22 protein-coding genes and 4 tRNA genes are annotated in these 26,465 nt (G+C 70.7%); 12 read left to right on the top strand and 14 right to left on the bottom strand.

The features are described 5' to 3' along the window. Positions 1-172: 172 nt before the first annotated feature. Complete coding sequence (locus ACIRVH_RS42805; RefSeq protein WP_403965459.1) at positions 173-1,708, bottom strand: MFS transporter; 1,536 nt, start codon at positions 1,706-1,708, stop codon at positions 173-175. 96 nt (positions 1,709-1,804) lie between these two features. Here ACIRVH_RS42805 and ACIRVH_RS42810 point away from each other — a divergent pair, with 96 nt between their 5' ends. The 5 genes from ACIRVH_RS42810 to purM all read left to right on the top strand — a co-directional run bounded on the left by ACIRVH_RS42810 (position 1,805) and on the right by purM (position 6,723). After that, positions 1,805-2,443 (top strand): TetR/AcrR family transcriptional regulator, encoded by a 639-nt coding sequence (locus tag ACIRVH_RS42810; protein WP_403965461.1) that lies wholly within the window; start codon positions 1,805-1,807, stop codon positions 2,441-2,443. An 89-nt stretch (positions 2,444-2,532) separates the two neighbouring features. Beyond that, complete coding sequence (locus ACIRVH_RS42815; RefSeq protein WP_403965462.1) at positions 2,533-3,330, top strand: sterol carrier family protein; 798 nt, start codon at positions 2,533-2,535, stop codon at positions 3,328-3,330. 92 nt (positions 3,331-3,422) lie between these two features. Continuing rightward, on the top strand, positions 3,423-3,863 hold the full coding sequence (locus tag ACIRVH_RS42820; protein ID WP_403965464.1) for an META domain-containing protein: 441 nt from the start codon (positions 3,423-3,425) through the stop codon (positions 3,861-3,863). Positions 3,864-4,064: 201 nt separating this feature from the next. Next, on the top strand, positions 4,065-5,594 hold the full coding sequence (gene purF, locus ACIRVH_RS42825) for an amidophosphoribosyltransferase (RefSeq protein ID WP_386580405.1): 1,530 nt from the start codon (positions 4,065-4,067) through the stop codon (positions 5,592-5,594). Positions 5,595-5,628: 34 nt separating this feature from the next. After that, complete coding sequence (purM, locus tag ACIRVH_RS42830; RefSeq protein ID WP_403965466.1) at positions 5,629-6,723, top strand: phosphoribosylformylglycinamidine cyclo-ligase; 1,095 nt, start codon at positions 5,629-5,631, stop codon at positions 6,721-6,723. 66 nt (positions 6,724-6,789) lie between these two features. Here purM and ACIRVH_RS42835 read toward each other — a convergent pair whose 3' ends face one another. Together ACIRVH_RS42835 and ACIRVH_RS42840 are read right to left on the bottom strand one after the other, a co-directional pair. Continuing rightward, positions 6,790-7,041, bottom strand: a complete 252-nt coding sequence (locus ACIRVH_RS42835; protein WP_393474305.1) for a DUF3073 domain-containing protein — start codon at positions 7,039-7,041, stop codon at positions 6,790-6,792. A gap of 306 nt (positions 7,042-7,347) precedes the next feature. Next, positions 7,348-8,442 carry a Leu/Phe/Val dehydrogenase gene (locus ACIRVH_RS42840; protein WP_403965469.1) on the bottom strand — a complete coding sequence of 365 codons (1,095 nt, stop codon included), beginning with the start codon at positions 8,440-8,442 and terminating at the stop codon, positions 7,348-7,350. Between the two features lie 200 nt (positions 8,443-8,642). Between ACIRVH_RS42840 and ACIRVH_RS42845 the strand changes: the two genes are divergently transcribed. Beyond that, a complete protein-coding gene (locus ACIRVH_RS42845) occupies positions 8,643-9,485 on the top strand; it encodes a hypothetical protein (RefSeq protein WP_403965471.1) in 843 nt (280 codons plus the stop codon). A gap of 519 nt (positions 9,486-10,004) precedes the next feature. Next, positions 10,005-10,211: a developmental transcriptional regulator BldC gene (gene bldC, locus ACIRVH_RS42850; RefSeq protein ID WP_003949541.1), complete on the top strand. Its 207-nt coding sequence runs from the start codon at positions 10,005-10,007 to the stop codon at positions 10,209-10,211. Between the two features lie 461 nt (positions 10,212-10,672). Here the strand turns inward: bldC and ACIRVH_RS42855 are convergent, their stop codons facing one another. From ACIRVH_RS42855 to ACIRVH_RS42895, 9 genes are all read right to left on the bottom strand, one after another. Then, positions 10,673-10,867: a DUF6274 family protein gene (locus ACIRVH_RS42855; RefSeq protein WP_403965473.1), complete on the bottom strand. Its 195-nt coding sequence runs from the start codon at positions 10,865-10,867 to the stop codon at positions 10,673-10,675. Between the two features lie 141 nt (positions 10,868-11,008). After that, positions 11,009-11,083: transfer RNA gene (locus tag ACIRVH_RS42860), tRNA-Asp, on the bottom strand. 96 nt (positions 11,084-11,179) lie between these two features. Continuing rightward, entirely contained in the window at positions 11,180-15,124 is a 3,945-nt protein-coding gene (gene hrpA, locus ACIRVH_RS42865; RefSeq protein ID WP_403965474.1) for an ATP-dependent RNA helicase HrpA, read from the bottom strand. 58 nt (positions 15,125-15,182) lie between these two features. Continuing rightward, a complete protein-coding gene (locus tag ACIRVH_RS42870) occupies positions 15,183-15,494 on the bottom strand; it encodes a hypothetical protein (protein WP_403965476.1) in 312 nt (103 codons plus the stop codon). 78 nt (positions 15,495-15,572) lie between these two features. Beyond that, positions 15,573-15,755: a hypothetical protein gene (locus ACIRVH_RS42875; RefSeq protein ID WP_403965477.1), complete on the bottom strand. Its 183-nt coding sequence runs from the start codon at positions 15,753-15,755 to the stop codon at positions 15,573-15,575. Between the two features lie 63 nt (positions 15,756-15,818). Next, positions 15,819-15,892: transfer RNA gene (locus ACIRVH_RS42880), tRNA-Phe, on the bottom strand. A 24-nt stretch (positions 15,893-15,916) separates the two neighbouring features. Further along, positions 15,917-15,991 (bottom strand) — tRNA-Asp (locus ACIRVH_RS42885). 38 nt (positions 15,992-16,029) lie between these two features. Then, positions 16,030-16,102: transfer RNA gene (locus ACIRVH_RS42890), tRNA-Glu, on the bottom strand. A gap of 81 nt (positions 16,103-16,183) precedes the next feature. Next, on the bottom strand, positions 16,184-17,752 hold the full coding sequence (locus ACIRVH_RS42895) for a metallophosphoesterase (protein WP_403965479.1): 1,569 nt from the start codon (positions 17,750-17,752) through the stop codon (positions 16,184-16,186). A gap of 94 nt (positions 17,753-17,846) precedes the next feature. On the opposite strand from ACIRVH_RS42895, the gene ACIRVH_RS42900 reads away from it, so the two are divergent. From ACIRVH_RS42900 to ACIRVH_RS42910, 3 genes are all read left to right on the top strand, one after another. Continuing rightward, positions 17,847-18,197, top strand: a complete 351-nt coding sequence (locus ACIRVH_RS42900; RefSeq protein ID WP_145885161.1) for a metallopeptidase family protein — start codon at positions 17,847-17,849, stop codon at positions 18,195-18,197. 99 nt (positions 18,198-18,296) lie between these two features. After that, a complete protein-coding gene (locus ACIRVH_RS42905; RefSeq protein ID WP_403965481.1) occupies positions 18,297-18,803 on the top strand; it encodes a hypothetical protein in 507 nt (168 codons plus the stop codon). Positions 18,804-19,018: 215 nt separating this feature from the next. Beyond that, a complete protein-coding gene (locus ACIRVH_RS42910) occupies positions 19,019-21,160 on the top strand; it encodes a DEAD/DEAH box helicase (RefSeq protein ID WP_403965483.1) in 2,142 nt (713 codons plus the stop codon). Between the two features lie 84 nt (positions 21,161-21,244). On the opposite strand, the gene ACIRVH_RS42915 is transcribed toward ACIRVH_RS42910, so the two are convergent. Then, positions 21,245-23,173, bottom strand: coding sequence for a helix-turn-helix domain-containing protein (locus tag ACIRVH_RS42915; protein ID WP_403965485.1), 1,929 nt, complete (start codon positions 23,171-23,173; stop codon positions 21,245-21,247). 303 nt (positions 23,174-23,476) lie between these two features. Here ACIRVH_RS42915 and ACIRVH_RS42920 point away from each other — a divergent pair, with 303 nt between their 5' ends. After that, on the top strand, positions 23,477-24,211 hold the full coding sequence (locus ACIRVH_RS42920) for a methyltransferase domain-containing protein (RefSeq protein ID WP_403965486.1): 735 nt from the start codon (positions 23,477-23,479) through the stop codon (positions 24,209-24,211). A 228-nt stretch (positions 24,212-24,439) separates the two neighbouring features. Beyond that, positions 24,440-25,243 (top strand): hypothetical protein, encoded by an 804-nt coding sequence (locus ACIRVH_RS42925; protein ID WP_403965488.1) that lies wholly within the window; start codon positions 24,440-24,442, stop codon positions 25,241-25,243. 149 nt (positions 25,244-25,392) lie between these two features. On the opposite strand, the gene ACIRVH_RS42930 is transcribed toward ACIRVH_RS42925, so the two are convergent. Beyond that, positions 25,393-26,238 carry a LuxR C-terminal-related transcriptional regulator gene (locus ACIRVH_RS42930; RefSeq protein ID WP_403965490.1) on the bottom strand — a complete coding sequence of 282 codons (846 nt, stop codon included), beginning with the start codon at positions 26,236-26,238 and terminating at the stop codon, positions 25,393-25,395. Between the last annotated feature and the right edge of the window lie 227 nt (positions 26,239-26,465).

The following is a 26,465-nucleotide window of genomic DNA, read 5'->3' on the forward strand; positions in this document are numbered from 1 at the left end:
CGCTCGGCTGGGAAACCCCAGCCGAGCGCCTGCATAAACTGCTCGCGGCCTGATCAACACAACCACCTGTTGCAATGACCCCTAGAAAGCGCCCGTCCGGGCGGGCCCTTCGCCGTGTGTGGTGCGCCGCGCGGTCACCTCGGTGAGCCGGCGCCGGTCGTCCGCTGCCGACTCACGAGGCTCGAGTGCCCTGCCGGACGTCCGTGGGGCCGGACGGGACCCGGCCCTCGACGCGGAGCCCGCGGGCCGCGCCGGTCTCCGGCGGTGCGACCGGAGCCTGCGCCGGCCGGGACCGCGGCAGGCGCAGCGCCAGCACCAGGCACAGGGCCATCACCGCTGCCCCGCACAGGAACACCGAGTCCATCGCGGAGACGTACGCGGCCACTCCCCGGGCGTGTGCGGCACCCCGCAGCGCCACGAGCGAGCCGATGTCGCCGGGGCCGTCGTACAGGCGGTTGAGGAGGGTGCCGAAGAGGGCGGCGCCGAGGGCCGTGCCGAGGGTCTGGAAGAAGCGGATCGCGGTGGTGGCCACGCCGAGCTGGTGGCGGGGCGCCGCGTTCTGCACCAGCTGGATCAGTTGGCCGAGCAGCTGGCCGAAGCCGATGCCGACCAGTAGCAGGGCGGCGCGCAGCTGCCACAGCGAGGTGTTCGTGCCGGTGGTGGCGAGGAGCAGGAAGGCGGCCGCGGTGACGACGGATCCGCTGATCACGAAGGTCCGCTCGGACCAGCCGCGTCCGGTGAGCCGGCCGGTGACGACGCCTACCGCCATGATCCCGGCCGCCATCGGGATGAGGAACAGCCCGGCGGAGGAGCTGGCGACGCCACGGGCGACCTGGAGGTAGACCAGGACGTAGTACATCGCGCCGGCCATGGCCATACCCATCAGCCCCTGGATCGCGAAGCCCAGGCGCAGCTCGGGGACGCGGAACAGCGAGGGCGGCAGGATCGGTTCGGCGGCGGTGGACTGGCGGTGCAGGAAGAGGGCGAGCGCGGCTGCCGAGGCCAGGCCCAGGGTGAGGATCTGCGGCGAGGCCCAGGCGTACTGCTTGCCGCCCCACTCGGTGACCAGCAGCAGCGTGGTGGAGAACGCGGCGGCGAGGGCCGCGCCGGGGAAGTCGATGGCGCGGCTGTGTGTGTCGCGCGGGAGCCTGAGGACCACGACCGCGGTGGCCAGGGCCGCGATGCCGAGCGGCAGGTTGATGTAGAAGGCCCAGCGCCAGCTCGCGTGGTCGGCGAGGAAGCCGCCGAGCCAGGGGCCGACGGCCATGCCGCCGCCGGCGACGATCCCGCCGGTGCCCGCGCCCTTGTTCTTCTTCTCCCCGGGCCCCTGCAGCTGTGCGATCACCACCATCGTGACGCTCATCAGTCCGCCCGCCCCGACGCCCTGCACGGCCCGGGATGCGATCAGCCAGCCGATCGAGGGGGCCGCGCCGCACAGCGCCGAGCCGGTCAGGAAGGCGCCCAGGGCGCCGAGGAAGACCCGCTTGGCGCCGAGCACGTCGCACAGCCGGCCGTACAGGGGCAGCATCGCGGCCGACGCCAGCGAGAAGGCGCTGACCAGCCACGGGATCTTGTCGATGCCGTGCTCCGGATCGAGGTCCCGGACGATCGGCACGGTCGCCGCGGACACGATCTGCAGGTCCAGGACGGCGAGAACGATCGTCACGAGGCAGACGAGGAAGCCGATCTTGCGCTGGGTTTCGGTCATGGGCATCACCATGCCGTGCATTCATGGACCGAGTCAATGTTTCGGCTCAGATAAAATTTCATCCCCACATAAACTTCATCGCGGTAAGGTGTCCGCATGGCTGAGGCGATGGGGCTGCGCGAGCGCAAGAAGCTGCAGACGGCGATGCGGATCTACCAGGTCGCGATCGGCCTGTTCGTCGAGCGGGGCTTCGACAACGTCTCGGTGCAGGAGATCGCCGACGCCGCCGAGGTCTCCAAGATGACCGTCTTCAACTACTTCGGTACCAAGGAGGACCTGGTCTTCCGGCCGATGGAGGAGCACTTCGGCGACGTGGCCCGGGCCGTGCGCGAGCGGCAGCCGGGCGAGTCCGCCGTCGCCGCCGTCCGCCGGCAGTTCCTGGAGATGGCGGAGAGCCGCGACCCCTCGCTCGGGCTGAACCCCGAGCCGTTCGCCCGCCAGGTGCGCCATCTCGTGCGGGAGACACCGGTGCTGATGGAGCGCGCCTTCCTCGCCGCGCAGAAGGGCACCCGGGAGCTGGCCGCCCTGCTGGCCGCCGAGACCGGCGACCGGATGCAGGCCACGATCGCGGCCGCCACCCTCAGCGCCGCCCGCAACGCCCTGATCGAGGAGCACCACCACCGGATCGCCGAGGGCGAGAGCGCCGACCAGGTCGCCGCCGACGCCGCCGAGCGCGCCCGCGTCGCCTTCGCCCTGGCCGAGAACGGCCTGAAGGACTACGCGGTGAAGCAGTAGAGGACCCTCACGGAGAAGAGCCGGAGGGCCTGCGCGGCGGGGGCGAAATCCGGCTGAAGCCGCGCCCTTCGCAGGCATAGGGTCGCTGCATGCCACCGGCCAAGAAGCGCGCCCGCAGCTACGACCCCGCCAAGACCCGCGCCGCGGTCTTCGCCCAGCTCGGCACCGTACGGGAGGCCGTACGCGGTCTCACGCCCGAGCAGCTCGCCCTGCCCACCCGGCTCGGCGACTGGACCGTACGGGAGCTGGTCGCGCACATCGGCATGGCCGTCACGGCCGTGCACCGGTCCCTGGACCTGCCGGCCCCGCCGAAGCAGGACGTCCCGGTGGCCGAGTGGCCCTTCGCCACCGCAGCCAACTCCGCCGCGATCGCCGACTTCACCCGGAACCTCGCCGCCGAGCACCCCGACCTCGACGCCTACCTCGCCGACGTCGGCCAGAGCCTGCGCACCCTGCTCGACGCGCACCCCGGCAGCAGGCTCCTGCAGACCAACGCTGGCGCGCTGCCCCTGGACGACTACCTGGTCACCCGGACCGTCGAGCTCGTCGTCCACACCGACGACCTCAACGCCGCCGTCCCCGGCCTGGAGGTGCCCTACGACCGCCAGGCGCTGGCCGCCGCCACCCGGCTCCTCGCCGACGCCCTCGCCGTGAAGGCGCCCGGCGGCTCCACCGAGGTGCGCGTGCCGCCCTACGCCGTCGTGCAGTGTGTCGAGGGGCCCCGGCACACCCGCGGCACCCCGCCCAACGTCGTGGAGACCGACCCGCTGACCTGGATCCGGCTCGCCACCGGCCGCGTGGCCTGGACGGACGCCGTCGAGGAGGCCGAGGTCAGCGCGAGCGGGGAGCGCGCGGACATCGGGGACCTGCTGCCGCTCATGTCGTGACGGAACCGGCGGCTCGGGCGGGCCGTCGAATCCGTATGAACCGGTACAAGCAACTGAACCGGCAGAACCGACCGAACCCGCACAAGCGGCGCATGACCCTGACGGCGGCCGCCGTGCTCGTCCCGCTCACGCTGGCCTGCGGCAGCAGCCAGGGCGGGCAGGCGGACAGCGGCCCGCCCGGCGCACGGCAGCCCGTGACCGGCGTCGACTGGCGGGTGGACGGTCTCACCGCCGACGGCACCACCCGGCAGGCGCCCACCACGGCCCACATCCGGATCGCGGACGGCCTCGCGGCCGGCAACCTCGGCTGCAACCAGTTCAGCGCCCGGGCCACCGTGCGCGGCGACCGCATCACGATCGGGGACGTCCGCGCCACCAAGATGGCCTGCGCCCCGGAGCGGATGGACTTCGAGCGCGCCTTCGCCCGCACCCTCACCACCGGCACGCTCACCGCCCGGACCGACGACGGGAAGCTGACGCTCACGGACGGCGACGGCGATGTCGTCCACCTCAGCCGCGGCGCACCAGAATGATGTGCGACACCTCACTCATGCATACGGCGAACAAGTCCCGGGCCGCCGTCCACAGGGCCGCCGACGGCCGTTCAGGCCGCCTCAGAACCTAGCTGACCTGCGGAAACGAAGAAACCACCAAGGTGATCGGCAAGCCCTGATCCGTTAACGCCGTGTATCCCCAATTCGGACCAGTGGTCGACCTCGCCTACACTCGGTGCCGTGCCACGTGGTGACGGTCGACTCAATCACGATCTGCTTCCCGGCGAAAAAGGCCCCCAGGACGCTTGCGGCGTCTTCGGTGTCTGGGCTCCGGGTGAAGAGGTCGCAAAGCTCACGTACTTCGGGCTCTACGCCCTCCAGCACCGGGGTCAGGAATCCGCGGGAATCGCGGTCAGCAATGGCTCCCAGATCCTCGTCTTCAAGGACATGGGACTGGTGTCCCAGGTCTTCGACGAGACCTCTCTCGGTTCGCTCCAGGGTCATATCGCGGTCGGACACGCCCGCTACTCGACCACCGGTGCCTCCGTGTGGGAGAACGCCCAGCCGACGTTCCGTGCCACCGCGCACGGCTCGATCGCGCTCGGCCACAACGGCAACCTGGTCAACACGGCGCAGCTCGCCGAGATGGTCGCCGAGCTCCCGAACGACAACAACAGCCGCTCCACCCGGGTCGCGGCCACCAACGACACCGACCTGCTGACGGCCCTGCTGGCCGCCCAGGTCGACGAGGACGGCAAGCCGCTGACCATCGAGGAGGCCGCCCACACGGTCCTCCCGAAGGTGCGGGGCGCCTTCTCCCTCGTCTTCATGGACGAGCACACCCTCTACGCCGCCCGTGACCCGCAGGGCATCCGCCCGCTGGTCCTCGGCCGGCTGGAGCGCGGCTGGGTGGTGGCCTCCGAGTCCGCCGCCCTCGACATCTGCGGTGCCAGCTTCGTCCGCGAGATCGAGCCGGGCGAGTTCGTCGCCATCGACGAGAACGGTCTGCGCACCTCCCGCTTCGCGGAAGCGAAGCCCAAGGGCTGTGTCTTCGAGTACGTGTACCTGGCCCGCCCGGACACCGACATCGCCGGCCGGAACGTGTACCTCTCCCGCGTCGAGATGGGCCGCCGTCTCGCCAAGGAGGCCCCGGTCGAGGCCGACCTGGTCATAGCGACCCCGGAGTCCGGCACCCCGGCCGCCATCGGCTACGCGGAGGCCTCCGGCATCCCCTTCGGCGCCGGTCTGGTCAAGAACGCCTACGTGGGCCGCACCTTCATCCAGCCCTCGCAGACCATCCGTCAGCTGGGCATCCGCCTGAAGCTGAACCCGCTGAAGGAAGTCATCAAGGGCAAGCGTCTGGTCGTCGTCGACGACTCGATCGTGCGCGGCAACACCCAGCGGGCCCTGGTCCGCATGCTGCGCGAGGCGGGCGCCGCCGAGGTCCACATCCGGATCTCCTCGCCGCCCGTGAAGTGGCCCTGCTTCTTCGGCATCGACTTCGCCACCCGCGCCGAGCTGATCGCCAACGGTATGACCATCGAGGAGATCGGCACCTCGCTCGGCGCCGACTCCCTGGCGTACATCTCCATCGACGGCATGATCGAGGCGACCACCATCGCCAAGCCGAACCTGTGCCGCGCCTGCTTCGACGGCGAGTACCCGATGGAGCTGCCGGACCCGGAGCTGCTCGGCAAGCAGCTGCTGGAGACCGAGCTGGCCGCAGGTCCGGCCGCCACGGCCGCGGCCGACGCGATCCGTCGCCCGTAAGCCCCCGTAGGACGACACGAAAGTTCTCAAGGTCATGTCAGCTGAGTTTGATCAGCGTGCCCTGCACGCGGGCACTGGTGCCAGCTACGCGAGCGCGGGCGTCGACATCGAGGCGGGCGACCGCGCCGTAGAGCTGATGAAGGAGTGGGTGAAGAAGACCCAGCGCCCCGAGGTCCTGGGCGGCCTCGGCGGCTTCGCCGGGCTCTTCGACGCCTCCGCCCTCAAGCGCTTCGAGCGCCCGCTGCTCGCCTCCGCCACGGACGGCGTCGGGACGAAGGTCGACGTCGCGCGTCGGATGGGTGTCTACGACACCATCGGCCACGACCTGGTCGCCATGGTCATGGACGACATCGTGGTGTGCGGTGCCGAGCCGCTGTTCATGACCGACTACATCTGCGTCGGCAAGGTCCACCCCGAGCGGGTCGCCGCGATCGTCAAGGGCATCGCGGAGGGCTGTGTGCTGGCCGGCTGCGCCCTGGTGGGCGGCGAGACGGCCGAGCACCCGGGTCTGCTGGGCGAGGACGACTTCGACGTCGCCGGCGCCGGTACCGGCGTCGTGGAGGCCGACCGGCTGCTGGGCGCGGATCGTATCCGTACGGGTGACACCGTGATCGCCATGGCGTCCTCCGGGCTTCACTCGAACGGGTACTCCCTGGTCCGTCACGTCCTGCTGGACCACGCGGGCCTGGCCCTGGAGGCGGAGGTCGCGGAGCTGGGCCGCACGCTCGGCGAGGAGCTCCTGGAGCCCACCAAGATCTACTCGCTGGACTGCCTGGCGCTGACCCGCACCACCGAGGTGCACGCGTTCAGCCACATCACCGGCGGCGGCCTCGCGGCCAACCTGGCCCGGGTCATCCCGGACGAGCTGCACGCGACCGTCGACCGGGCCACCTGGACCCCGGGCGCGATCTTCGACCTGGTCGGCAGGACCGGGAACGTCGAGCGCCTGGAGCTGGAGAAGACCCTGAACATGGGCGTCGGCATGATCGCGATCGTGCCGGAGGAGTCCACGGACGTGGCCCTCGCGACCCTGGCCGACCGCGGGGTCGACGCGTGGGTCGCGGGCGAGATCACCGACCGGGGCGACAAGGAGACCGGCGCGGAGCTGGTCGGGGACTACGCCGTCTGAACCTGCGGGTAGCACAGAACCCGGTCGGTGGCTCTGCCACCGACCGGGTGAGTGCTCAATGCAAGGTCAAGCGCCGCGACGGTGTTGTGAGGGACCTTCGTCCTCGTCCTCGTCGTCGTCCTCATAGAGGTCGGCGTACCGAGAGTAAAGATCGTCCTCGTCATGCTCATCGTCCTCGAACGGCTCGCCGTTCGGCGGCTGGCTCGAAGTCGATGCGCCCAGTTCATTGGCCAGACGTGACAGGTCAGTCCCACCGCTGTTGTACTTCAGCTGGCGGGCGACCTTTGTCTGCTTGGCCTTGGCCCGGCCGCGCCCCATGGCTCGACCCCCTCGGTGACGGGGCTTGACGGCCCCAGAGTCTGACACGCGTTCATGATCCGGAACGGACCCTCCGCAGAGAGGCCGGTCCGTAGGGCTTCCACGGTACCTGAGCCCGCGCCCATACGGTACGTCGCCCGCAGCACGCGCGTGTGCACAGGACCCTCGAGGTGCCCTGTCCTCGCTGGTCAGTGGCGATTTTAACCACTTATCGGGGTACGACCCGCCGGTGGAAGTGAGAGTTCTCTCGAAGTTCCCGCCGGCGGGTACCGCTCATGCGTGCGATCGGACACCCGATCGCGGCTGTCAGCGTGCCGCGCGAGCCTCGGCCATGCGCTGCTCGGCGATCCGGTCGGCCGCGGCGGCCGGCGGAATCCCGTCCTCCTTCGCACGTGCGAAGATGGCCAGCGTGGTGTCGAAGATCTTCGCCGCCTTCGTCTTGCACCGCTCGAAGTCGAACCCGTGCAGCTCGTCGGCCACCTGGATCACGCCACCGGCGTTCACCACGTAGTCCGGCGCGTAGAGGATCCCGCGGTCGGCGAGGTCCTTCTCCACGCCCGGGTGGGCGAGCTGGTTGTTGGCGGCACCGCAGACCACCTGCGCGGTCAGCACCGGCACGGTGTCGTCGTTCAGGGCACCGCCCAGGGCGCAGGGGGCGTAGATGTCGAGGCCCTCGACACGGATGAGCGCGTCGGTGTCGGCGACCACCTGCACGGTCGGGTGCTGGTCGGAGATCCGTCCGACGGCCTCGCGCCGTACGTCCGTGATGACGACCTCGGCGCCCTCGTCGAGCAGGTGCCGGACCAGGTGGTGGCCCACCTTGCCGACGCCCGCGATACCGACCTTGCGGCCGCGCAGCGAGGGGTCGCCCCACAGGTGCTGGGCGGAGGCGCGCATGCCCTGGTAGACACCGAAGGCGGTGAGCACCGAGGAGTCGCCGGCGCCGCCGTTCTCGGGCGAGCGGCCGGTGGTCCAGCGGCACTCGCGGGCCACGACGTCCATGTCGGCGACGTAGGTGCCGACGTCGCACGCGGTGACGTAGCGCCCACCGAGGGAGGCGACCATGCGGCCGTAGGCGAGCAGCAGCTCCTCGGTCTTGTCGCGCTCCGGGTCGCCGATGATCACGGCCTTGCCGCCGCCGTGGTCCAGGCCGGCCATGGCGTTCTTGTACGACATCCCGCGCGCGAGGTTGAGGGCGTCGGCGACGGCCTCGGCCTCGGTCGCGTAGGGGTAGAAGCGCGTTCCGCCGAGGGCCGGGCCCAGGGCGGTGGAGTGGATGGCGATGACGGCCTTGAGACCGCTGGCGCGGTCCTGGCAGAGCACGACCTGCTCATGGCCGCCCTGGTCCGAGTGGAACAGGGTGTGCAGGACATCAGCAGATGCGCCGGTTACGTCGGTCACTGTGGTGACTCCTGTGTAAATAGCGGCGAGTGGGGCTCAGCTCCCGTGCGGGTGGCGGGTGCTGTGGCATGAGCGTAGAGCCTGTGCCCACCAGCCATCCTCGCAGTGTTCAGGATCACTCTGCCGTGCCTTTGGTGCACGCATGACCGTGGGACGATTTGCAGTGGTTTCGAGCCGGGTCCGATGGGGAGGGAGCAGGCGTGCCCAAGGTGTCCTCGGTGGTCGTCCCCTATGCCGCGTACCTGCGCGTCTACGAGCCGCTGGCCGCCTTCCCGGAGCCTGAGCGCACCCACTGGGCGCGCTACGCCCGGCGTCCCGACCGTCCCTCCTACCAGGACGAACTGCGCCGCTCGCTGGCCGACTTGCTGCCCACTCCGCCGATCCCGGTGCCGGTCCACGAGAGCAGCGACGCCTTCGTGCTGGACGTCGACGGAGTCGTCTGCGTCTGCCCCTGGCGGACCCGGCTGCGCGGCTGGCTGGCCCTGGGCGAGCTCGCCGAGGAGCTGCCCGCTTCGGTGCTGGACGCGGTGCTGCCGCCGCTGGTGCGCCACCAGGCCGCCCAGGACTACGAGCGCTGGCTCGCCCGCAACCCGGACGCCCGCCCCTGGATCCGCACGGCGACCTGGCAGGTCCCGCTGAACTGGTTCGTGCTGGTCTCCGACGAGGAGCGCCGGTACGAGAAGGGGGCCGGCGAGGTGCCGCCGATGCTGCGCTACCGCACCCCGATGGTGCAGGCCAGGCGCCGGGTGGCGCGGGCGCTGCGCACGCTGAGGGACACCATCGCGGAGGGGCCGCTGATCGACGGCCTGGTGGACGTCGGCCGCTGGCTGGAGGAGTTCCACCCGCGCTCGCTGGTGGAGCTGGACTACGGCGGCCTGGTGCACGCGGTGCCGGCCGGCGAACTGGAGGACGACCACTCGGCGGCGGACGTCGCCGACGGCATCGAGGCCCTGCGCCGGGGGGACGGGACGGCCGCCGGGGAGGCCTACGGGCGGCTGGTGGAGCGGTGGCGGGCGGTACGTGACCGGCGCTCTGCGAACTGAGTGACGCACGTCACGGTCAAAACAGCCCTGAACGACGTACGGTCTACCGCACTTGAACACCTGACGGGACGTTGGTCCCGATCCGGGCTTTTGTCCCTAAGGGTGATGGACGGCACTTACACGGCCCTTGCGCCGCTTGCCGCCCCTCGTGCCAAAATAGGACAAGGAGTCCGGGGAGGGCTCCGTCCGCCCAACTATGCTCCACTCTGGGCGGAATCCCAGCATTGCGAGCTTTGGGGGGTCTGGTGCCTCCTGATCGCCCTGTGACTGATCGTCACAGTGGCGTGACTGTCCGCTATGGCATGGTCCATCGGCTTCCGCGGCTGATGAACACCTGGGAGGGCAATTCCATCGGTTTGGCCGACGTGGCTGGACAGATGGTGTAGTTGTAGTGCCGAGGACAAGCCGTTCGTCCTATAACCGACTCGGCCTGCGTCCGCCATTTCGGGCAACGTGGGTCAAGGTGCAGAATTTAGAGGAAAGAACCGAGAAGGTTCGGTTCTCCCGAGGAGGCCGCTCATGACCGCTCGCACCCCTGATGCCGAGCCGCTGCTGACCCCGGCTGAGGTCGCCACGATGTTCCGCGTGGACCCGAAGACGGTCACGCGGTGGGCGAAGGCCGGCAAGCTCACTTCGATCCGTACGCTCGGCGGGCACCGCCGCTACCGCGAGGCCGAGGTCCGCGCTCTGCTCGCGGGCATCCCGCAGCAGCGCAGCGAGGCCTGAACAACTGAATAACCGGGCAAACCGGCTGGTCCCCCAACTGACCGAGGTGCCCGGAACCCTAGCTTCAAGCGACGCGGGACCTGCCCCAACAGGGCCCACGCCCAAGCCGAAGAGCACGTTGTAGGCAGCGACACAGGGTGCGTCGTAGATCGCGCTGGACTCCGCCGGGTCCAGCGCGATCTTTTTTGTGCGCTGGTCGTGAGGGTGCCGGGGGCGCTGTGAGCGGCCTTGTCGGAGTCTGGGTAGGGCTGTCGGAACTCCTGTGCACGACCCCCGAGTCGGGTGCAATTGCACATATTAAATTGACCAGTTGTAGGAGGGGGGTAAGTTCCGCCGTTTCAAAAAGTCATGCGGTGACTCCCGTCACATGCCAGGGATCTTGTTGCCTCTGGCATGGGTGCGGTAGTGGAACCACCTCTTCCAGCGTGCCACGTCCGGGCGGGTGTTGGGCCCGGCGCCGGTCACGCGCTTCGGGGACTTTCGTCCTCCAGAAGCTCTTCGCTCGCGTCCTCGGGTCGTGGGCCGGTGTCCATCGCCAGCCGCAACAGGTGATGGCAGATCGGGCAGTGGCGGGTGAGGTGCCGCCGGTAGGACGTAGCGGCCGACAGATGCGCCCTGAGCAGCGCCCGCGTCTCGTGCCTGGCCGATGCCGCCATACGCCACCTCCAGGGGCCGCGCAGGGGGGCGGTCCCTGGTTTCTGGGTACCGGCGGAATGTGACGTCGTCAATCCCCCAGGGGGCAGGCTGGGCGCAAGAAGAAGGCCCCCATCCGGATCGGACGAGGGCCTTCTCTGTTGCGGTCCTGACGGGATTTGAACCCGCGGCCTCCACCTTGACAGGGTGGCGAGCACTCCAAACTGCTCCACAGGACCAGGCTTCGCGGCGCTTGGCTTGCTGCTTTGCGCTGCGAGAAGGACTGTACAGGAGGGTGAGGGCCCCGGTCGAACTCACCCTCTGTACGCTTGCGGTTACGGTACGGCCGCGTCGATCGCCTTCACGATCCGCTTGTCGGAGACCGGGTACGCCGTGCCCAGCGCGTGGGCGAAGTAGCTGACCCGGAGCTCCTCGAGCATCCAGCGGATGTCCAGGACCTGCTGCGGTACCGGCCGGCCCTGGGGGAGCTGTTCCAGCAGCCAGGCGTACTCGTCCTGCATCTCGTGGACCTTCTCCATGCGCGTGGTGTCCCGCTGGACGCCCGTCGGCATCTGCTGCAGACGCCGGTCCGCGGCCACCAGGTAGCGCATGAGGTCGGGCAGGCGGCGGATCCCCGCCCAGGTCACGAATCCGGGCTTCACGAGGGCGTCCAGCTGCTTGCGGACGTCCGTCAGGTTCGCCAGCAGGACGGGGCTGCGCACGGCCTTCAGACGGCGCTCACAGGCCTGCCAGGCGGCGAGGACCTGCTGCACCTGGGTGACCGCACGGACCGTCGTGTCGACGATCTCCGCCCGCACCTTGTCGTACAGCTTCCGGTACGACTCCTCGTCCCACACCGGCCCGCCGAAGTCCGCGATCAGCTTGTCGGCCGCGGCCATCGCGCAGTCGTCGAAGAGGGCCTGGATCGAGCCGTGCGGGTTGGCGGAGAGCGCCAGCTTCTGGGCGTTCGTCAGCTTCTCGGATGCGAACTTCGCCGGGTTCACCGGGATGTTGCGCAGGATGAGGCGGCGGGTGCCCTTCCACATGGCTTCCGCCTGCTCGGCCTCCGTGTCGAAGAGGCGGACCGAGACCGTGTCGCCGTCGTCCACCAGCGCCGGGTACGCCTTCACCGGCTGCCCGGCCCGGCGGGTCTCGAAGACCCGGGTGAGCGTGCCCATCGTCCAGTCGGTGAGGCCCCCCCGCTCCAGGGACTCCCCGCCCTCGCGGGAGGCGGTCGCGGCCGCCGCCTGGGACAGGGCCTTGCGCGCCTTCGGCTTCAGCCGGAGCTTCAGCGCCTCCAGGTCCTTGTCCTCGGCGAGCCCCCGCCGCCGCTCGTCCACGATCCGGAAGGTGACCTTCAGATGGTCGGGGACCTTCGCCCAGTCGAAGTCGTCCGCCTCGAAGGGGACGCCGACCATACGCTTCAGCTCCCGGGCCATGGTGACCGTCAGCGTCTCCTGCAGCGGCACCGCGCGCTCCAGGAACGCCTTCGCGTAGTTCGGCGCGGGTACGTAGTTGCGGCGGATCGGCTTGGGGAGGGTGCGGATCAGCTCCGTCACCACTTCCTCGCGCAGACCGGGGATCTGCCAGTCGAAGCCCTCGTCCGTGACCTGGTTGAGGACCTGGAGCGGGATGTGGACGGTCACGCCGTCCGCGTCCGTGCCCGGCTCGAACTGGTAGGTCACCCGGAACTTGAGCTGCCCCTGCCGCCAGCTGTCCGGATAGTCGGCCTTGGTGACCGCCTCCGCCGACTCCCGGATGAGCATCTCCCGCTCGAAGTCCAGGAACTCGGGCTGCTCGTTCCGCTTCCGCTTCCACCAGGAGTCGAAGTGGGCTCCGGAGACGACGTGTTCGGGCACCCGCTGGTCGTAGAAGTCGAACAGCGTCTCGTCGTCCACGACGATGTCCCGGCGCCGCGCCCGGTGCTCCAACTCCTCCACCTCGCTGAGGAGTCTGCGGTTGTCGGCGAAGAACTTGTGGTGCGTGCGCCAGTCGCCCTCGACGAGCGCGTTGCGGATGAACAGCTGACGGGAGACCTCGGGGTCGACCCGGCCGTAGTTCACCTTCCGCTGGGCGACGATCGGGACGCCGTACAGCGTGACCTTCTCGTACGCCATCACGGCCGCCTGGTCCTTCTCCCAGTGCGGCTCGCTGTACGTCCGCTTCAGGAGGTGGCCGGCGAGCGGCTCGACCCACTCCGGCTCGATCTTCGCGTTGACCCGGGCCCACAGGCGGGACGTCTCCACCAGCTCGGCGGACATCACGAAGCGGGGCTGCTTCCGGAACAGCGCCGAGCCCGGGAAGATCGCGAACTTGGCGTTGCGGGCGCCCAGGTACTCGTTCTTGTTGCCGTCCTTCACGTCCTTCATCCCGATGTGGGAGAGAAGGCCGGCGAGGAGGGAGACGTGGACGCGGTCGACGGGGGCGTCGTCCTCGTTGAGGTGGATGCCCATCTGCTTGGCGACCGTGCGCAGCTGGGTGTAGATGTCCTGCCATTCGCGGATGCGCAGGAAGTTCAGGTACTCCTGCTTGCACATCCGGCGGAAGGACGACGAGCCGCGCTCCTTCTGCTGCTCGCGGACGTACCGCCACAGGTTCAGGTAGGCGAGGAAGTCGCTGGTCTCGTCCTTGAAGCGGGCGTGCTGCTGGTCGGCCTGGGCCTGCTTCTCGGCCGGGCGCTCGCGCGGGTCCTGGATGGACAGCGCGGCCGCTATGACCATGACCTCGCGGACACAGCCGTTCTTGTCGGCCTCCAGGACCATCCGGGCCAGCCGCGGGTCCACGGGCAGCTGGGCGAGCTTGCGGCCGTTGTCGGTGAGCCGCTTGCGCGGGTCCTTCTGGGCCGGGTCCAGCGCGCCCAGCTCCTGCAGCAGCTGCACGCCGTCGCGGATGTTGCGGTGGTCCGGCGGGTCGATGAAGGGGAACTTCTCGATGTCGCCGAGGCCGGCCGCGGTCATCTGGAGGATGACGGAGGCGAGGTTCGTGCGGAGGATCTCGGCGTCCGTGAATTCCGGGCGGGCGAGGAAATCGTCCTCGGCGTACAGCCGGACGCAGATGCCGTCGGAGGTACGGCCGCAGCGGCCCTTGCGCTGGTTGGCGCTGGCCTGGGAGACCGGCTCGATGGGCAGCCGCTGGACCTTGGTGCGGTGGCTGTACCGGCTGATCCGGGCGAAGCCGGGGTCGATGACGTACTTGATGCCGGGGACGGTGAGGGAGGTCTCGGCGACGTTGGTCGCCAGAACGATCCTGCGCCCGGTGTGCGGCTGGAAGACGCGGTGCTGCTCGGCGTGCGAGAGGCGGGCGTAGAGCGGCAGGATCTCCGTGAAGCGATACTGCTTCTTCGTCAGCGCGTCCGCCGTGTCCCGGATCTCCCGCTCACCGGAGAGGAAGACGAGGATGTCGCCCTTCCCCTCGGCCATCAGCTCCTCGACGGCGTCGGTGATCGCGGTGATCTGGTCCCGGTCGGCGTCCTCGGAGTCCTCTTCGAGGAGCGGCCGGTAACGGACCTCGACCGGATAGGTGCGGCCGCTGACCTCGACGATCGGGGCGTCGCCGAAGTGCCGGGAGAAGCGCTCGGGGTCGATGGTCGCCGAGGTGATGACGACCTTGAGATCGGGCCGCTTCGGCAGCAGCTGGGCGAGGTAGCCCAGCAGGAAGTCGATGTTGAGGGACCGCTCGTGCGCCTCGTCGATGATGATCGTGTCGTAGGCGCGCAGCTCGCGGTCGGTCTGGATCTCGGCGAGCAGGATGCCGTCCGTCATCAGCTTGACGAAGGTGGCGTCCGGGTTCACCTGGTCGGTGAAGCGGACCTTCCAGCCGACGGCCTCGCCGAGGGGGGTCTGCAGCTCCTCCGCCACCCGTTCGGCGACGGTGCGGGCGGCGATGCGGCGGGGCTGGGTGTGGCCGATCATGCCGCGGACGCCGCGCCCCAGCTCCATACAGATCTTGGGGATCTGCGTGGTCTTACCGGACCCGGTCTCGCCGGCGACGATGACGACCTGGTGATCGCGGATGGCCTCGGCGATCTGGTCCTTCTTCTGGCTGACGGGCAGCTGCTCAGGGTACGTGACGGCGGGCACGCGGGAGCGCCGCTCGTCCATCCGGGCCTCGGCCTTGGCGATCTCGGCCTCGATCTCCACGAGGACGGCGTCGCGGGCCTCCGGCTTACGGATCTTGCGCGCGCCCTCGAGCCGCCGGCCGAGGCGGTGCGCTTCGCGCAGCGACAGCTCGGTCAGGCGGGGGGCGAGGGTGCCGAGGGCGGGGGCTGGGTGCGTAGACATACGCGGTCCAGGATCGCACCTCGGGGAAATCACTGGCGAACGATTTGCCCCGGGGCGCTCAGGGCGTGCGCTGAGCGGGTGGCGCCGGCTCCGTGCGCTGCCTGCCCGACGTGTCCCCGAGGGCGATCGACTTCGCGGTGTTGGACACGGCCTTGATGCCCAGATAGGCGGTGGTCAGGCTGCTCACCGCGGTGAAGGCGGCGGTCAGCACGCCGACGATCACGGCCTTGTCCCCGCCCAGCCGCCACACCCCGAAGATCGCGACTCCGGCGATGGCGAGATTGCTCACGACGACCGCGAGCAGCCCGTACCGCGCCCGGTCCTTCTCCAACTCGGTGTCCCGAATGGCTCTGGCCTCGTCCCGGCTCATCGTCCTGCCCCCCGACGGTCCCGCCCGATCATCCAGAACGTAGCGCTGCCGGGGCCACCTGCCAAGGAGTCCGCCTGGTCAGCTCCGCAGCTCCGCCAGCCGGGTGTCCACCTGGGCCCGGTCGTACCCCCGTCGGACGATGTCGAACGCGGGCGGTGCGGCGGGGGCCGTGCCGGCGGCCAGCCCGGCCAGGTAGGTGTCGACCTGCGGCCGGTCGTATCCCCGCCGCACGATGTCGAAGCCCCGGAAGTGCTCTGCCACCCTTGCCTCCCCCAGTGCGGAAACGGCGAAGGCCCCGTTCTGCTGAACGGGGCCTTCTGACTGTGGCTGGGGCCGGGGTCGAACCGGCGACCTATCGCTTTTCAGGCGATCGCTCGTACCAACTGAGCTACCCAGCCACGAGGCTTCCGAGGAAACCTCAGCGGTCCTGACGGGATTTGAACCCGCGGCCTCCACCTTGACAGGGTGGCGAGCACTCCAAACTGCTCCACAGGACCAAGCGTTTGTGTGCAACAGTGTCGCACACGATCTTGCGTGCCCCCAACGGGATTCGAACCCGTGCTACCGCCTTGAAAGGGCGGCGTCCTAGGCCGCTAGACGATGAGGGCTATCGGCCCGCCTGGGCGCTTCTCAGCGCGTCGGGGACGTGAGAAGCATATGGGATGGCGGGGAGTATCGCCAAAACGGTTTTACGGCTCTGACGGCGAAGGCGTGGCCGGGGACGGTTTCGCGCTCGGCAGCCCGTGGCGGAGCCGCTGATCAAACACTTCCTCGGGCAGGTGGCGGCTGACCTCGGCCGTGGTCAGGCCCAGGCCGCCCAGTCTGATCTCGTCCCAGGCCTGGAGGCGGCGAGTGTCGCGGTCGAAGTAGAGGATCGAGGCCTCGATCGGGTCGGGGTACTTGCGTTCCACGGCGCGCAGGCCGCTGCCGCCCGTCGAGCCCTCGATGCGCAGACGTGTGCCGTACTTCATGACCTCCGTGCCCTCGTGGTGGAGGTGGCCCGCCAGGACCAGCGGGACCGCGCCGTCCGTCTCGCGCGCGGCGGAGGGCTCGTGGGCGATCGCCACGTCGACCGGGGTGCCCGCCGCCCGCTGGTCGCGCAGGGCGCCGGCCAGGCGGTCGCCCGCCAGCACCTCGGCCGCGTCCCCGCCGGGTGACACCGAGCGGTCGGGGGTGAACTGGGGGTCGCCGATGCCCGCGAACCGCAGGCCCGCGATCGTCTCCGCCCGGCCGTCGTCCAGGACGTGCACGTTCCTCATGTGCTGCAGGTAGCGCTGGGTGGTCCTGGAGTCGTGGTTGCCCCGGACCCAGACGTACGGCACGCCCAGGTCCGCGACCGGGTCCAGGAAGCCGTTCTCCGCGGCCGTGCCGTGGTCCATCGTGTCGCCCGAGTCCACGATCACGTTCACCTTGTACTGCTCCACCAGCGAGGCGATGATCTTCCAGCTCGCCGGGTTGAGGTGGATGTCGGAGACGTGCAGGACCCGCAGGCCCGCGGGGTCCGGCTGGTAGGCGGGGAGCGTGGACGTGACGTCGTACAGCTTCGTCACGTTCGTCACCAGGCGCGCCAACTCCTTCTGGTAGACGTCGAATTCGGTGACGATGCTGCGCGCGTTGCCGACCAGGGAGGGTGCGGAGGAGAGCAGGCCGGAGAACCTCGGCTCCAGGACCGACTTGGGGTTCCAGGTGGCGTAGGCCGTCGCCCCGGAGGCGGCGAGGAGGGCCAGTGCCAGGGCGCCGGCCGCCAGGGCGCGGCGCGGGCGGCGGTAGACGGCGAGGCCCAGGGCGGTCGCACCGGAGACCACGGCGACGCAGGAGCGTACGGCCAGGTCGAGCGTGCCGTGCTCGACGTCCCGGGCCACCTCGTCCTGGAGCCCGGAGAGCCGCTCGGGGTGGTCGACGAGGGCCTGGGAGCGGAGCGGGTCGAGCTGGTCGACGTTGACGTCCAGGCGGACCGGGGCGACATGGCTGTCCAGGGTGAGCGCGCCCAGCGGGGAGACGTTGATCTTCGTGCCGCCGGTGAGGGACGGGCGCAGCGCCATCGTCGTGTCCATGGGGCCGACCGGGACCCGGACGTTCCCGACGATCAGCAGGCCAAGCCAGGCGCCGACCAGGACCACCGCGGTGAGGCCGAGGGCGCGCAGCCAGGGGTTGGGGCGGGCCGCCAGTTCCAGGGCCGGGAGGGCGGGGGCGGCTTTGCGGGCACGGCGGGTGTGCAGGGTGCGGAGGGCTGCGACGGTGGCGCGGGCGCTGGCCATTGGGGGCGTATGCCCACGGCCGGGCGCGGATATGCGGCGGATATGCGACGGTTCGCCTGCCTCGTACGGGCCGTTCGTACCGGACAATGACCGTGTGCTGGAGATGACGCGCGAGGAGTTCGAGGAACTGGTCGCCGAGGCGCTCGACCGGATCCCGCCGGAGCTGACGCGGCTGATGGACAACGTCGCGGTGTTCGTCGAGGACGAACCGCCCGCGGACGATCCCGAGCTGCTCGGGCTGTACGAGGGGACGCCGCTGACCGAGCGGGGCGAGTGGTACGCGGGTGTGCTGCCGGACCGGATCACGGTCTACCGGGGGCCGACGCTGCGGATGTGCGACAGCCGTGCGGACGTCGTCGCCGAGACCGAGGTCACCGTGGTGCACGAGATCGCCCACCACTTCGGCATCGACGACGCCCGGCTGCACGCGCTCGGGTACGGGTGACCGGGCGGGGTGCTCCGATGCGGGCGGGCCGCGTGTCCTCTTGCGGGCGGCGGGAGTTGGGCAGGTTGACTCCCAACCTCGCCTCCGGAGGTGGCCGCCGTGCGCCCCTTGTACGTACCCGTCCGTCTGGTCGTCACGGTGCTGGCCCTCACGGCCGCCGCCGGCTGTGTGAGCGTGGGTGACGACGCCGGCCGGGCCAGGCCCTCGCACTCGGCGGGGCAGCGGGGCGGCGAGGCGCCCGACGGGGGTCCGGTGGAGGGCGGCGGCGGCCTCGGCTCCGGCGGTGGCGGTCCCGAGGACGGCAAACACGAGCACGGGGGCAAGAAGAAGCGGGGGGAGTCGGCCTCGCCCTCGGCGACGCCGTCCACGCCGGGCAGTGTTTCGGCGGCACCGCCGAAGCCGGGGAAGACCACGAATCCGCCCCCCACGCACACGGTCGTGCCGACCCCCACCCAGACGGCCGAGCCGCAGCCGACGCCCACCGAGGAGCCGACGCCCGCCTCGCCCCCGCCGCCGTCGGCCGAGCCGTCCTCCTCGGCCCACGAGGAGACGGGAACCCAGCTGGCCCAGCGGGAGCCGGCGCCTGCGGCGGGGACTCCGGCGTAGGACGTGACCAGCGTCTCCTGGGATCGGTTTGCCTTGGGGGGCGTTGGGTGCGTATGGTGGTAGATCGTTTGATCCCATTTGCCCGGCGCCACTGCAGAGCGCGCCGTGTGGCGCGTACTCTCCCTTGCCGTGGCGGACCGCATTGAGGCGGTCGTGAGCGATTCACGGAGTTGACGGGCGCGTGCCGAAGAGACTCCGGAAGGTTTCGCATTCGCATGTCCGTGTCCAGTACTGATCAGATCGTCATGCCCGAGAACGACAACGAGCTCGTGGACGTGACGACCGAGGTCACCGAGGCCGTCGAGGCCGCTGACACCACCCCCCAGATCACCTTTGCCGACCTCGGCCTCCCCGAGGGCATCGTGCGCAAGCTCGCACAGAACGGCGTCACCACCCCCTTCCCGATCCAGGCCGCGACCATCCCGGACGCCCTGGTCGGCAAGGACATCCTCGGCCGTGGCCGCACCGGCTCCGGCAAGACCCTCTCCTTCGGTCTGCCGACCCTGGCCACGCTGGCCGGCGGCCGCACCGAGAAGAAGCGGCCGCGTGCCGTCATCCTCACGCCGACCCGTGAGCTGGCCATGCAGGTGGCCGACGCCCTGCAGCCCTACGGCGACGTCCTCGGCCTGAAGATGAAGGTCGTCTGCGGCGGTACGTCGATGGGCAACCAGATCTACGCCCTGGAGCGCGGCGTCGACATCCTCGTCGCCACGCCCGGCCGCCTCCGCGACATCATCAACCGCGGCGCCTGCTCCCTCGAGGACGTGCAGATCGCCGTCCTGGACGAGGCCGACCAGATGTCCGACCTGGGCTTCCTGCCCGAGGTCACCGAGCTGCTCGACCAGGTCCCGGCCGGCGGCCAGCGGATGCTGTTCTCCGCGACCATGGAGAACGAGATCCAGACCCTCGTCGACCGCTACCTGAACAACCCCGTCTCCCACGAGGTGGACGCGGCCCAGGGCGCGGTGACGACCATGTCGCACCACATCCTCATCGTGAAGCCCAAGGACAAGGCGCCGGTCACCGCCGCGATCGCCTCCCGCAAGGGCCGCACGATCATCTTCGTCCGCACCCAGCTGGGCGCCGACCGCGTCGCCGAGCAGCTGCGCGAGGCGGGTGTGAAGTCCGACGCGCTGCACGGCGGCATGACCCAGGGCGCCCGCACCCGGACGCTGGCCGACTTCAAGGACGGCTACGTCAACGTGCTGGTCGCGACCGACGTCGCCGCGCGCGGTATCCACGTCGACGGCATCGACCTGGTCCTGAACGTGGACCCGGCCGGCGACCACAAGGACTACCTGCACCGTGCGGGCCGTACCGCACGTGCCGGTCGTACGGGCACGGTCGTCTCGCTGTCCCTGCCGCACCAGCGGCGTCAGATCTTCCGTCTGATGGAGGACGCCGGCGTCGACGCCGCGCGCCACATCATCCAGGGCGGTGCCGCCTTCGACCCGGAGGTCGCCGAGATCACCGGCGCCCGCTCCATGACCGAGGTCCAGGCCGAGTCCGCGGGCAACTCCGCCCAGCAGGCCGAGCGCGAGGTCGCCCAGCTCACCAAGCAGCTGGAGCGCGCCCAGCGCCGGGCCACCGAGCTGCGCGAGGAGGCCGACCGGCTGGTCGCCCGGGTCGCCCGCGAGCGTGGCGAGGACCCGGAGACCGCGGTGGCCGAGGCCCAGGCGGCCGCGGCGGAGGCCGTGGTCGAGGCGGCCGCGGCCCAGGAGCCGGCGGAGCGCGAGACCGAGCGCGAGGAGCGTCCGGCGGCTTCGGCGCCGTACGAGCGCCGGGAGCGGCGTTCCTTCGACCGGGACCGTGGCGAGCGCCGTGACGACCGCGGTGACCGCGGTGGCTTCCGCCGTGACCGTGACGAGCGTCGTCCCTTCGACCGGGACCGTGAGCGCGGCTTCGAGCGCCGTGACGACCGGGGTGACCGCGGTGGGCGTTCCTTCGAGCGCCGTGACGAGCGTCGCCCGTTCGGTGACCGGGACCGTGAGCGTGGCTTCGAGCGCCGTGACGACCGCGGTGGCCGTGGCTTCGAGCGCCGCGACGAGCGTGGTGACCGGGGTGACCGTGGCGGGCGTTCCTTCGAGCGCCGTGACGAGCGTCGTCCGTTCGGTGACCGCGACCGTGGTGGCCGCTCCTTCGAGCGCCGTGACGACCGTGGTGGCTTCCGCCGGGACGAGCGCGGTGCCGCCGGGCACCGGGGCAGCGACCGTCCGTTCAACCGTGAGCGTCGTGACGACCGCCCGGGCTTCCGCTCCGCCGGTCACGACCGCCCCTACGGCCGTCGTGACGACCACCGCGGCACCGGCTCCTTCGGCCGCCGCGACGACAAGCCGCGCTGGAAGCGCAACGGCTGACGAACATGAGTGACCGGCACCTTCGCCGGTGACCGAACACGGCTGCGGGCCCCGGAACTTCCGGGGCCCGCAGCCGTTTCGCCGTCAGCAGGTGGACAGGGGGGAGCGGATCGCGTGCCGGGTGCGCTGCAGGCGCAGGGCGAGCTGCACCTCCAGCGCCCGCATGGGTTCCTGCCAGGTGGGGCCGAGCAGGTCGGTGATCCGTTCCAGGCGCCGGGAGACGGTGTTGGGGTGCACATGGAGGGCCTCGGCGGCCCGGCGGGGGCTGCCGCCGGACGCGAACCAGGCCTCCAGGGTGTGGACCAGATCCGTGCAGTGCCGGCTGTCGTAGGTGATCACCGGGCCGATCGTGGTCTGCACGAAGGCCGTGATGTCGGGGCTGTCCGCGAGCAGCAGCCCGAGGAAGCCCAGTTCCTGTGCCGAGGCGCTGCCCCCGTCGGCGCCGAGTGCGGTCAGCGCCTCCAGACAGCGTCTGGCCTCCTGGTAGGTGCCGTGGACCGAGCCCGGATGCGCGACCGGCCCGGCCGAGCCGACCGTCACCCGGCGGCCGGTCACCGTGGACAGCTCGGCGGTGACCGCCCGCCCCGAGTCCCCCGAGTCCGTGCCCGGGACCAGCAGCACCAGGCAGTCGTCCATGATGGTCTGCAGTCCCGCCATGCGGTGGGCGTACGACGAGGCCCAGACCAGGGCCCGGCCGCTCGCGCCGCCGTCCGGCCGCGCGATCAGCACCACGTGCGGGTCGTCGAGGGCGACGCCGAGGCGCCGGGCGTGCACCGCGAGCTGCTCGGGCGCGCGGGGCGAGTCGCCGATCAGGTCCTGGAGCAGCCGGCTGCGGCCCCCGTCGGGAGATGTCTCGGCGCCGGCCTGGATGCGCAGCAGGACCGCGGTGGACTGGGCCGTGGCCCGCAGCAGCCGGAGCTGGTAGTCGACGGCCGGGCCCTCCGCGGCCAGGATCAGGGTGCCGAGCACCTCGCGGCCCGCGGTGGCCGGACACAGCCACAGGCCGTCCGCCGAGCGGATCGGGGCGAGCTCGGTGTGGGCGTCCAGGGTCCGCTGGAAGAGTTCCGCCTCGTCGAAGTCCGGGAAGCCCTCGGTGACCGCGAGGGTGCGGCCGGTGGCGTCGCGCACCATCAGGGCTCCGCCGAGTTCGGCCGCGGCGCGGGCTGCCACCTCGTCCAGTCCGTGGCCGCTCAGCACCATGTCGATGAGCCGGGTGTGGACGCCGCTGACCAGACGCTCCGTGGTGGAGGAGTCCAGTGCCCGGGACACGTCGAGTTCCAGTTCGCTGAGTTCGGAACGGGTCTGGGCGAGCAGCCGGGCCTTCTTGATGGCCAGCGAGGCGAGGTCGCCCAGTGAGGACATCAGCGTGATCTCGTCGGGCGTGAGGTGGCGCACCGAGCGGTCGGCGCCGTAGAGAGCGCCGAAGGTGTCGCTGCCCTCCTTCAGGGGCACCGCCATCAGACCGTGCAGGCCCTCCGCGGTGACCACCTCGTCGGTGGCCGTGGAGTGCGGGAAGCGGTCGTCGGTGAGGTAGTCGGCGGTCCAGAAGGGCGCGGAGCGGTCGAACGCCGCGTTGCCGACGCCGCCCTGGGCCGGGACCACGAACCCCGGGGTCATGGTGGAGGCGTGGCCGTCGGATATGCGTACGTAGGAGCGGCCGTCGACGGGGTCCCTGAGGGTGATCCACGACATGTCGAAGTTGAGGAGCAGCCGGGCCCGGCGGGTGATCACCTGCAGCAGCGCGTCGACCTCGTACGGAAGGGTCAGTTCCCGTGCGGTGTCCACGAGTGCCGCCAGGGCGGCCTCGCGCTGCTGGCGGCGGGCGAACAGGCCGTGGATGTCCAGGGCCAGGGCCCGCGCGCGGTCGAGGAGGGCCAGGGACTCGGCCGGCACCGGTTCGCCGGAGTCGGCGTCGGGGGGTGGTCGTTCGAAGCGGTGGGGCGGAGCCTCGGTGGCGAGCAGTTCGAGAAGTCTGAGCAGTTCGTCCTGTACGAAGTCGTCCGTGTGCCGCATAGACCTCACCCCCAGTTGATCTGCGGCGCCTGCGGCGCGTGGCTCTGCCGAGCCTTCGCGAACCTAGATTGCGTGCACGACAGGCGTCAACGATGGCTTGAACCAGTACTGTTGAAGTGACCTTTGGCCGAAACCACATGCCAGAGCCTGCCGCACGGTGACCGGAGCACCGCTCGGCCGGTGCGTAGCGGTTACCCCTGCACATTCCCCCGTCGCGTTCGGTAACCCGACAATAAGCCCTGACAGCGCGCCGGGAAGCGGACGGCGCCGCGGTCACGGAGTGTCCGGCGGGGGGACAGAGGTATGTCGGGAACGCAGAGTTTCGTACGGTCGCTGGAGCGCAGCCGGTTGTCGCTGACGCGTCCGGACCGGCCGGGCGAGTTCGAGCTGTTGGGCTTGCGATGGGATCTTCTTGACGAAGTGTTTGCTCCAGTGTTCTCGCCGTCGACCGCGGTGGCGCTCGATCTGCTGGGCCTCGCCGAGGCGGGTCCGGGCGACCGGTCGGGCTCTTTCCTGGAGATCGGCTGCGGGACCGGGGTCATCGCCGTGCGCAGCGCGCTCGCCGGGTGCGAGCGGGTGGTCGCCGCCGACGTGAACCCCCGGGCGGTCGAGAACGCGGCGCTCAACGCCGCGCGGCACGGGGTGGGCGACCGGGTGCGCGCCGTGCGCAGCGATCTGTTCTCCGCACTTCAGCAGGAACGTTTCGACATGGTCTTCTGGAGCTCCAACTACGTGCGCGCGCCCGAGGATTATGCCTATCGGTCCATGCACGAGCGGGCCTATGTCGATCCGGGCTACCGCACGCACCGGCGCTATCTGGCCGAGGCCCCGCGGATGCTCGCCCCGGGCGGCCGTGCGCTGCTGCACTTCAGCAGCCGCGGCGTCCTCGGGGAACTGCACGAGATCGCCCGGGAGTACGGTCGGGAGCTGCATGTGGTGCGGTCCGTGGAGCTGGTGGAGAAGGAGTACGGTGCCGACGCCGTCGAACACCTGCTGCTGGAGATCCGCGTCGCGGACGGCGGCGACGGTCGCGACTGACCGGGCGAGGTGTCTGGGTGATGACCGCCGAGGACGCGGTCCGGACCGGCTCCGCGAGTGGCCCGCCGGCCGCCGGGGCGGGCGCCGGTGCCGCGCGGGAGGCGGCCCGGTGACCGCCGGGGTGGGGGTGTGCCCGCCCCGGTGACGGTCGCTCAGGGAGCAGTTGGACGCGGGCACGGTGGAGCGGGGAGCGACCGCCGGGGTCCGCCGACGGGGGAAAGTGGTGTCGTGGTGACCCTCTCCGGGCGGGACGCCTTTCGCAGTGAACTCACCGAGGTCGCCGGGCGGGACCGCCGGGTGGTCTGTCTGGAGACGCTGGCTCGTAAGAAGGACCATCCGTTCGAGGCGGCCCACCCGGACCGCTTCTTCTCGCTGCCGAACGTGGGCACGGTGCTGACGCAGATGGTGACGGGTCTGGGGGCGGCCGGGTTCAGGCCGTTCGTGGTCGTCACACCGGGCGCGGCGGAGGGGCGGTCGGTGGCGCCCCGGTCGTTGTGGCGCGACTGTCTGGAGGCCGGGGCGACCGTGGTGATGTCGCCCGAGGGCTTTCCCGACGGGTACGACGAGGTGCGGCGGATGTCCGGCGTACCGCTCGCGGTGCCCTGCGGGGAGGAGGAGACGCGGGCGGTGGTGCGGCACGCCGCGCGGTCCTCGCGGCCGCACTGCCTGGTGCTCGGGGAGGGGCCGGGGGCGGACCTCTTCTGGGAACCGAGCGAGCCTTCGGTGGCCACGGCGCGGTTGATCTCCGTCGGTGAGGCCGGCACCCGGCTGGCGCTCGCCGCGCGTGCGGCCGCGCCCGGGCTCGGGCATGCGCACCTCGTCTATCTGGACGACGCCCGGCTGTCCGCCGCGGCCGTGGAACTCGCCTCGTGGACGGGGAAGTCGGTGGTGACCGCCGCGCCCCGGCTGCTGGGGCCGGTGCTGGAGGCGCTGCAGCCGCGGTTGCCGGGGGGTGCGGTGCTGGGGGTTCCGGCGCCGTTCCGGGCCGGGCGCGCGGATGTGGAGCAGGTGCTGGCCGCTGCCGCGGCGTAGCGAGTGCCTCGGCTTCGCCTTCGGCCCCGATCCGTGTTCCCGCCGCACCACCCGTGCTGCTTTCGTCGTCGACCGCGGGTGGCCCCCTGCGAGGCGGATCGGGCGTCGGCGGCTGCGGGTCCGTGTGGGGGTGGGGAGAGGGGGTGCGGTCAGCCGTCCATGTCCTCCAGGAGGCGGGACTGGGCCAGGGCGTAGGCCAGTTGGGCCCTGCTCTTGCTGTTGAGGAGCTCTGACGCTCGGCCTATGTGGGTGGAGACGGTGCGGGCGCTGATGCCCAGGCGCTTGGCTATCGCCGCGTCGGTGTGGCCCTCGATCATGAGGCGCAGGACGGTGCGCCGGGTCTCGTCGGTCATCAGCGGGGGGCGCGCCTGCTCCTGGGTGATGCTGAGGGGTTCCGCCCGCTGCCAGGCGTGGTCGAAGACCGTGGCCAAGTAGTGGACGATCGCGGGGTGTTCGACCGTCAGGGCCGTTGTCCTGAGGTCGTGCCGGGGGTCGGGGATGAAGGCCGTCCTGCGGTCGAAGATGATCAGGCGGTCGAAGAGTTCGTTGAGGGTGCGTACCTCGACGCCGACCGCGGTGACCTGCTCGATGTAGGCGAGCGTGGGGCCATGGGTGCGTACCGAGTGCTGGTAGAGCGTCCGCTGGCGGATGTCCCGTTCGGACAGTTCCAGGGTGCGGCGCAGCGCCTTGCTGAGGAGTGCGGTGGCCCGGCCGCCGCCGGGCTGGGCGGTCAGGAGTTCCGCGCGGCAGGCGTCGGCGGACTTCTGCAGCGCCGCGCTGATGACGTCCTCGCCGTGCAGCAGACGGATGTCGGCGGAGGCGGTGCCCTGTTCCTCGCGGTAGACGTCCTCCGCGGCGCTCAGTGCCTCGCGGACGGCCGCCACGGCCTGCTGCTGGACGAGAATGGCGCGCTCGATGGGGCGGCAGAACTCGCTCACCGCGATGTCGGGCGGCACCACGCCCATGATCAGCGGGTTTTCGGCCAAGGGGCGCATGAGACCCAACTCGACGAGGCAGTCCGGTACATCGCCATCAATCGGACCTTTTGAGAGCGCTTCCCGGTAACGGGCCAGACCTTCGTCGCAGAGCCTGACCACATTGGTATGGGAGAGATTGTCCGACTTCCTGCACATTCGTTCCCCCTTCAGAAATGCGCAATGCGCGATCACGAGGCTACCAAGCGAAGAAATCCGGCTGCTGGCTGCGGCATGCTTCTTGCGGC

Source organism: Streptomyces sp. NPDC101165, assembly GCF_044768135.1.
In the GTDB taxonomy this organism is placed as follows: Bacteria; Actinomycetota; Actinomycetes; order Streptomycetales; family Streptomycetaceae; genus Streptomyces.

Coding starts and splice junctions, on each gene's coding strand:
- ACIRVH_RS42805 (WP_403965459.1), bottom strand. CDS start 1,708: ATGACCGAAACCCAGCGCAAGATCGGCTTCCTCGTCTGCCTCGTGACG.
- ACIRVH_RS42810 (WP_403965461.1), top strand. CDS start 1,805: ATGGCTGAGGCGATGGGGCTGCGCGAGCGCAAGAAGCTGCAGACGGCG.
- ACIRVH_RS42815 (WP_403965462.1), top strand. CDS start 2,533: ATGCCACCGGCCAAGAAGCGCGCCCGCAGCTACGACCCCGCCAAGACC.
- ACIRVH_RS42820 (WP_403965464.1), top strand. CDS start 3,423: ATGACCCTGACGGCGGCCGCCGTGCTCGTCCCGCTCACGCTGGCCTGC.
- purM (WP_403965466.1), top strand. CDS start 5,629: ATGTCAGCTGAGTTTGATCAGCGTGCCCTGCACGCGGGCACTGGTGCC.
- ACIRVH_RS42835 (WP_393474305.1), bottom strand. CDS start 7,041: ATGGGGCGCGGCCGGGCCAAGGCCAAGCAGACAAAGGTCGCCCGCCAG.
- bldC (WP_003949541.1), top strand. CDS start 10,005: ATGACCGCTCGCACCCCTGATGCCGAGCCGCTGCTGACCCCGGCTGAG.
- ACIRVH_RS42855 (WP_403965473.1), bottom strand. CDS start 10,867: ATGGCGGCATCGGCCAGGCACGAGACGCGGGCGCTGCTCAGGGCGCAT.
- hrpA (WP_403965474.1), bottom strand. CDS start 15,124: ATGTCTACGCACCCAGCCCCCGCCCTCGGCACCCTCGCCCCCCGCCTG.
- ACIRVH_RS42870 (WP_403965476.1), bottom strand. CDS start 15,494: ATGAGCCGGGACGAGGCCAGAGCCATTCGGGACACCGAGTTGGAGAAG.
- ACIRVH_RS42895 (WP_403965479.1), bottom strand. CDS start 17,752: ATGGCCAGCGCCCGCGCCACCGTCGCAGCCCTCCGCACCCTGCACACC.
- ACIRVH_RS42910 (WP_403965483.1), top strand. CDS start 19,019: ATGTCCGTGTCCAGTACTGATCAGATCGTCATGCCCGAGAACGACAAC.
- ACIRVH_RS42915 (WP_403965485.1), bottom strand. CDS start 23,173: ATGCGGCACACGGACGACTTCGTACAGGACGAACTGCTCAGACTTCTC.
- ACIRVH_RS42920 (WP_403965486.1), top strand. CDS start 23,477: ATGTCGGGAACGCAGAGTTTCGTACGGTCGCTGGAGCGCAGCCGGTTG.
- ACIRVH_RS42930 (WP_403965490.1), bottom strand. CDS start 26,238: ATGCGCCCCTTGGCCGAAAACCCGCTGATCATGGGCGTGGTGCCGCCC.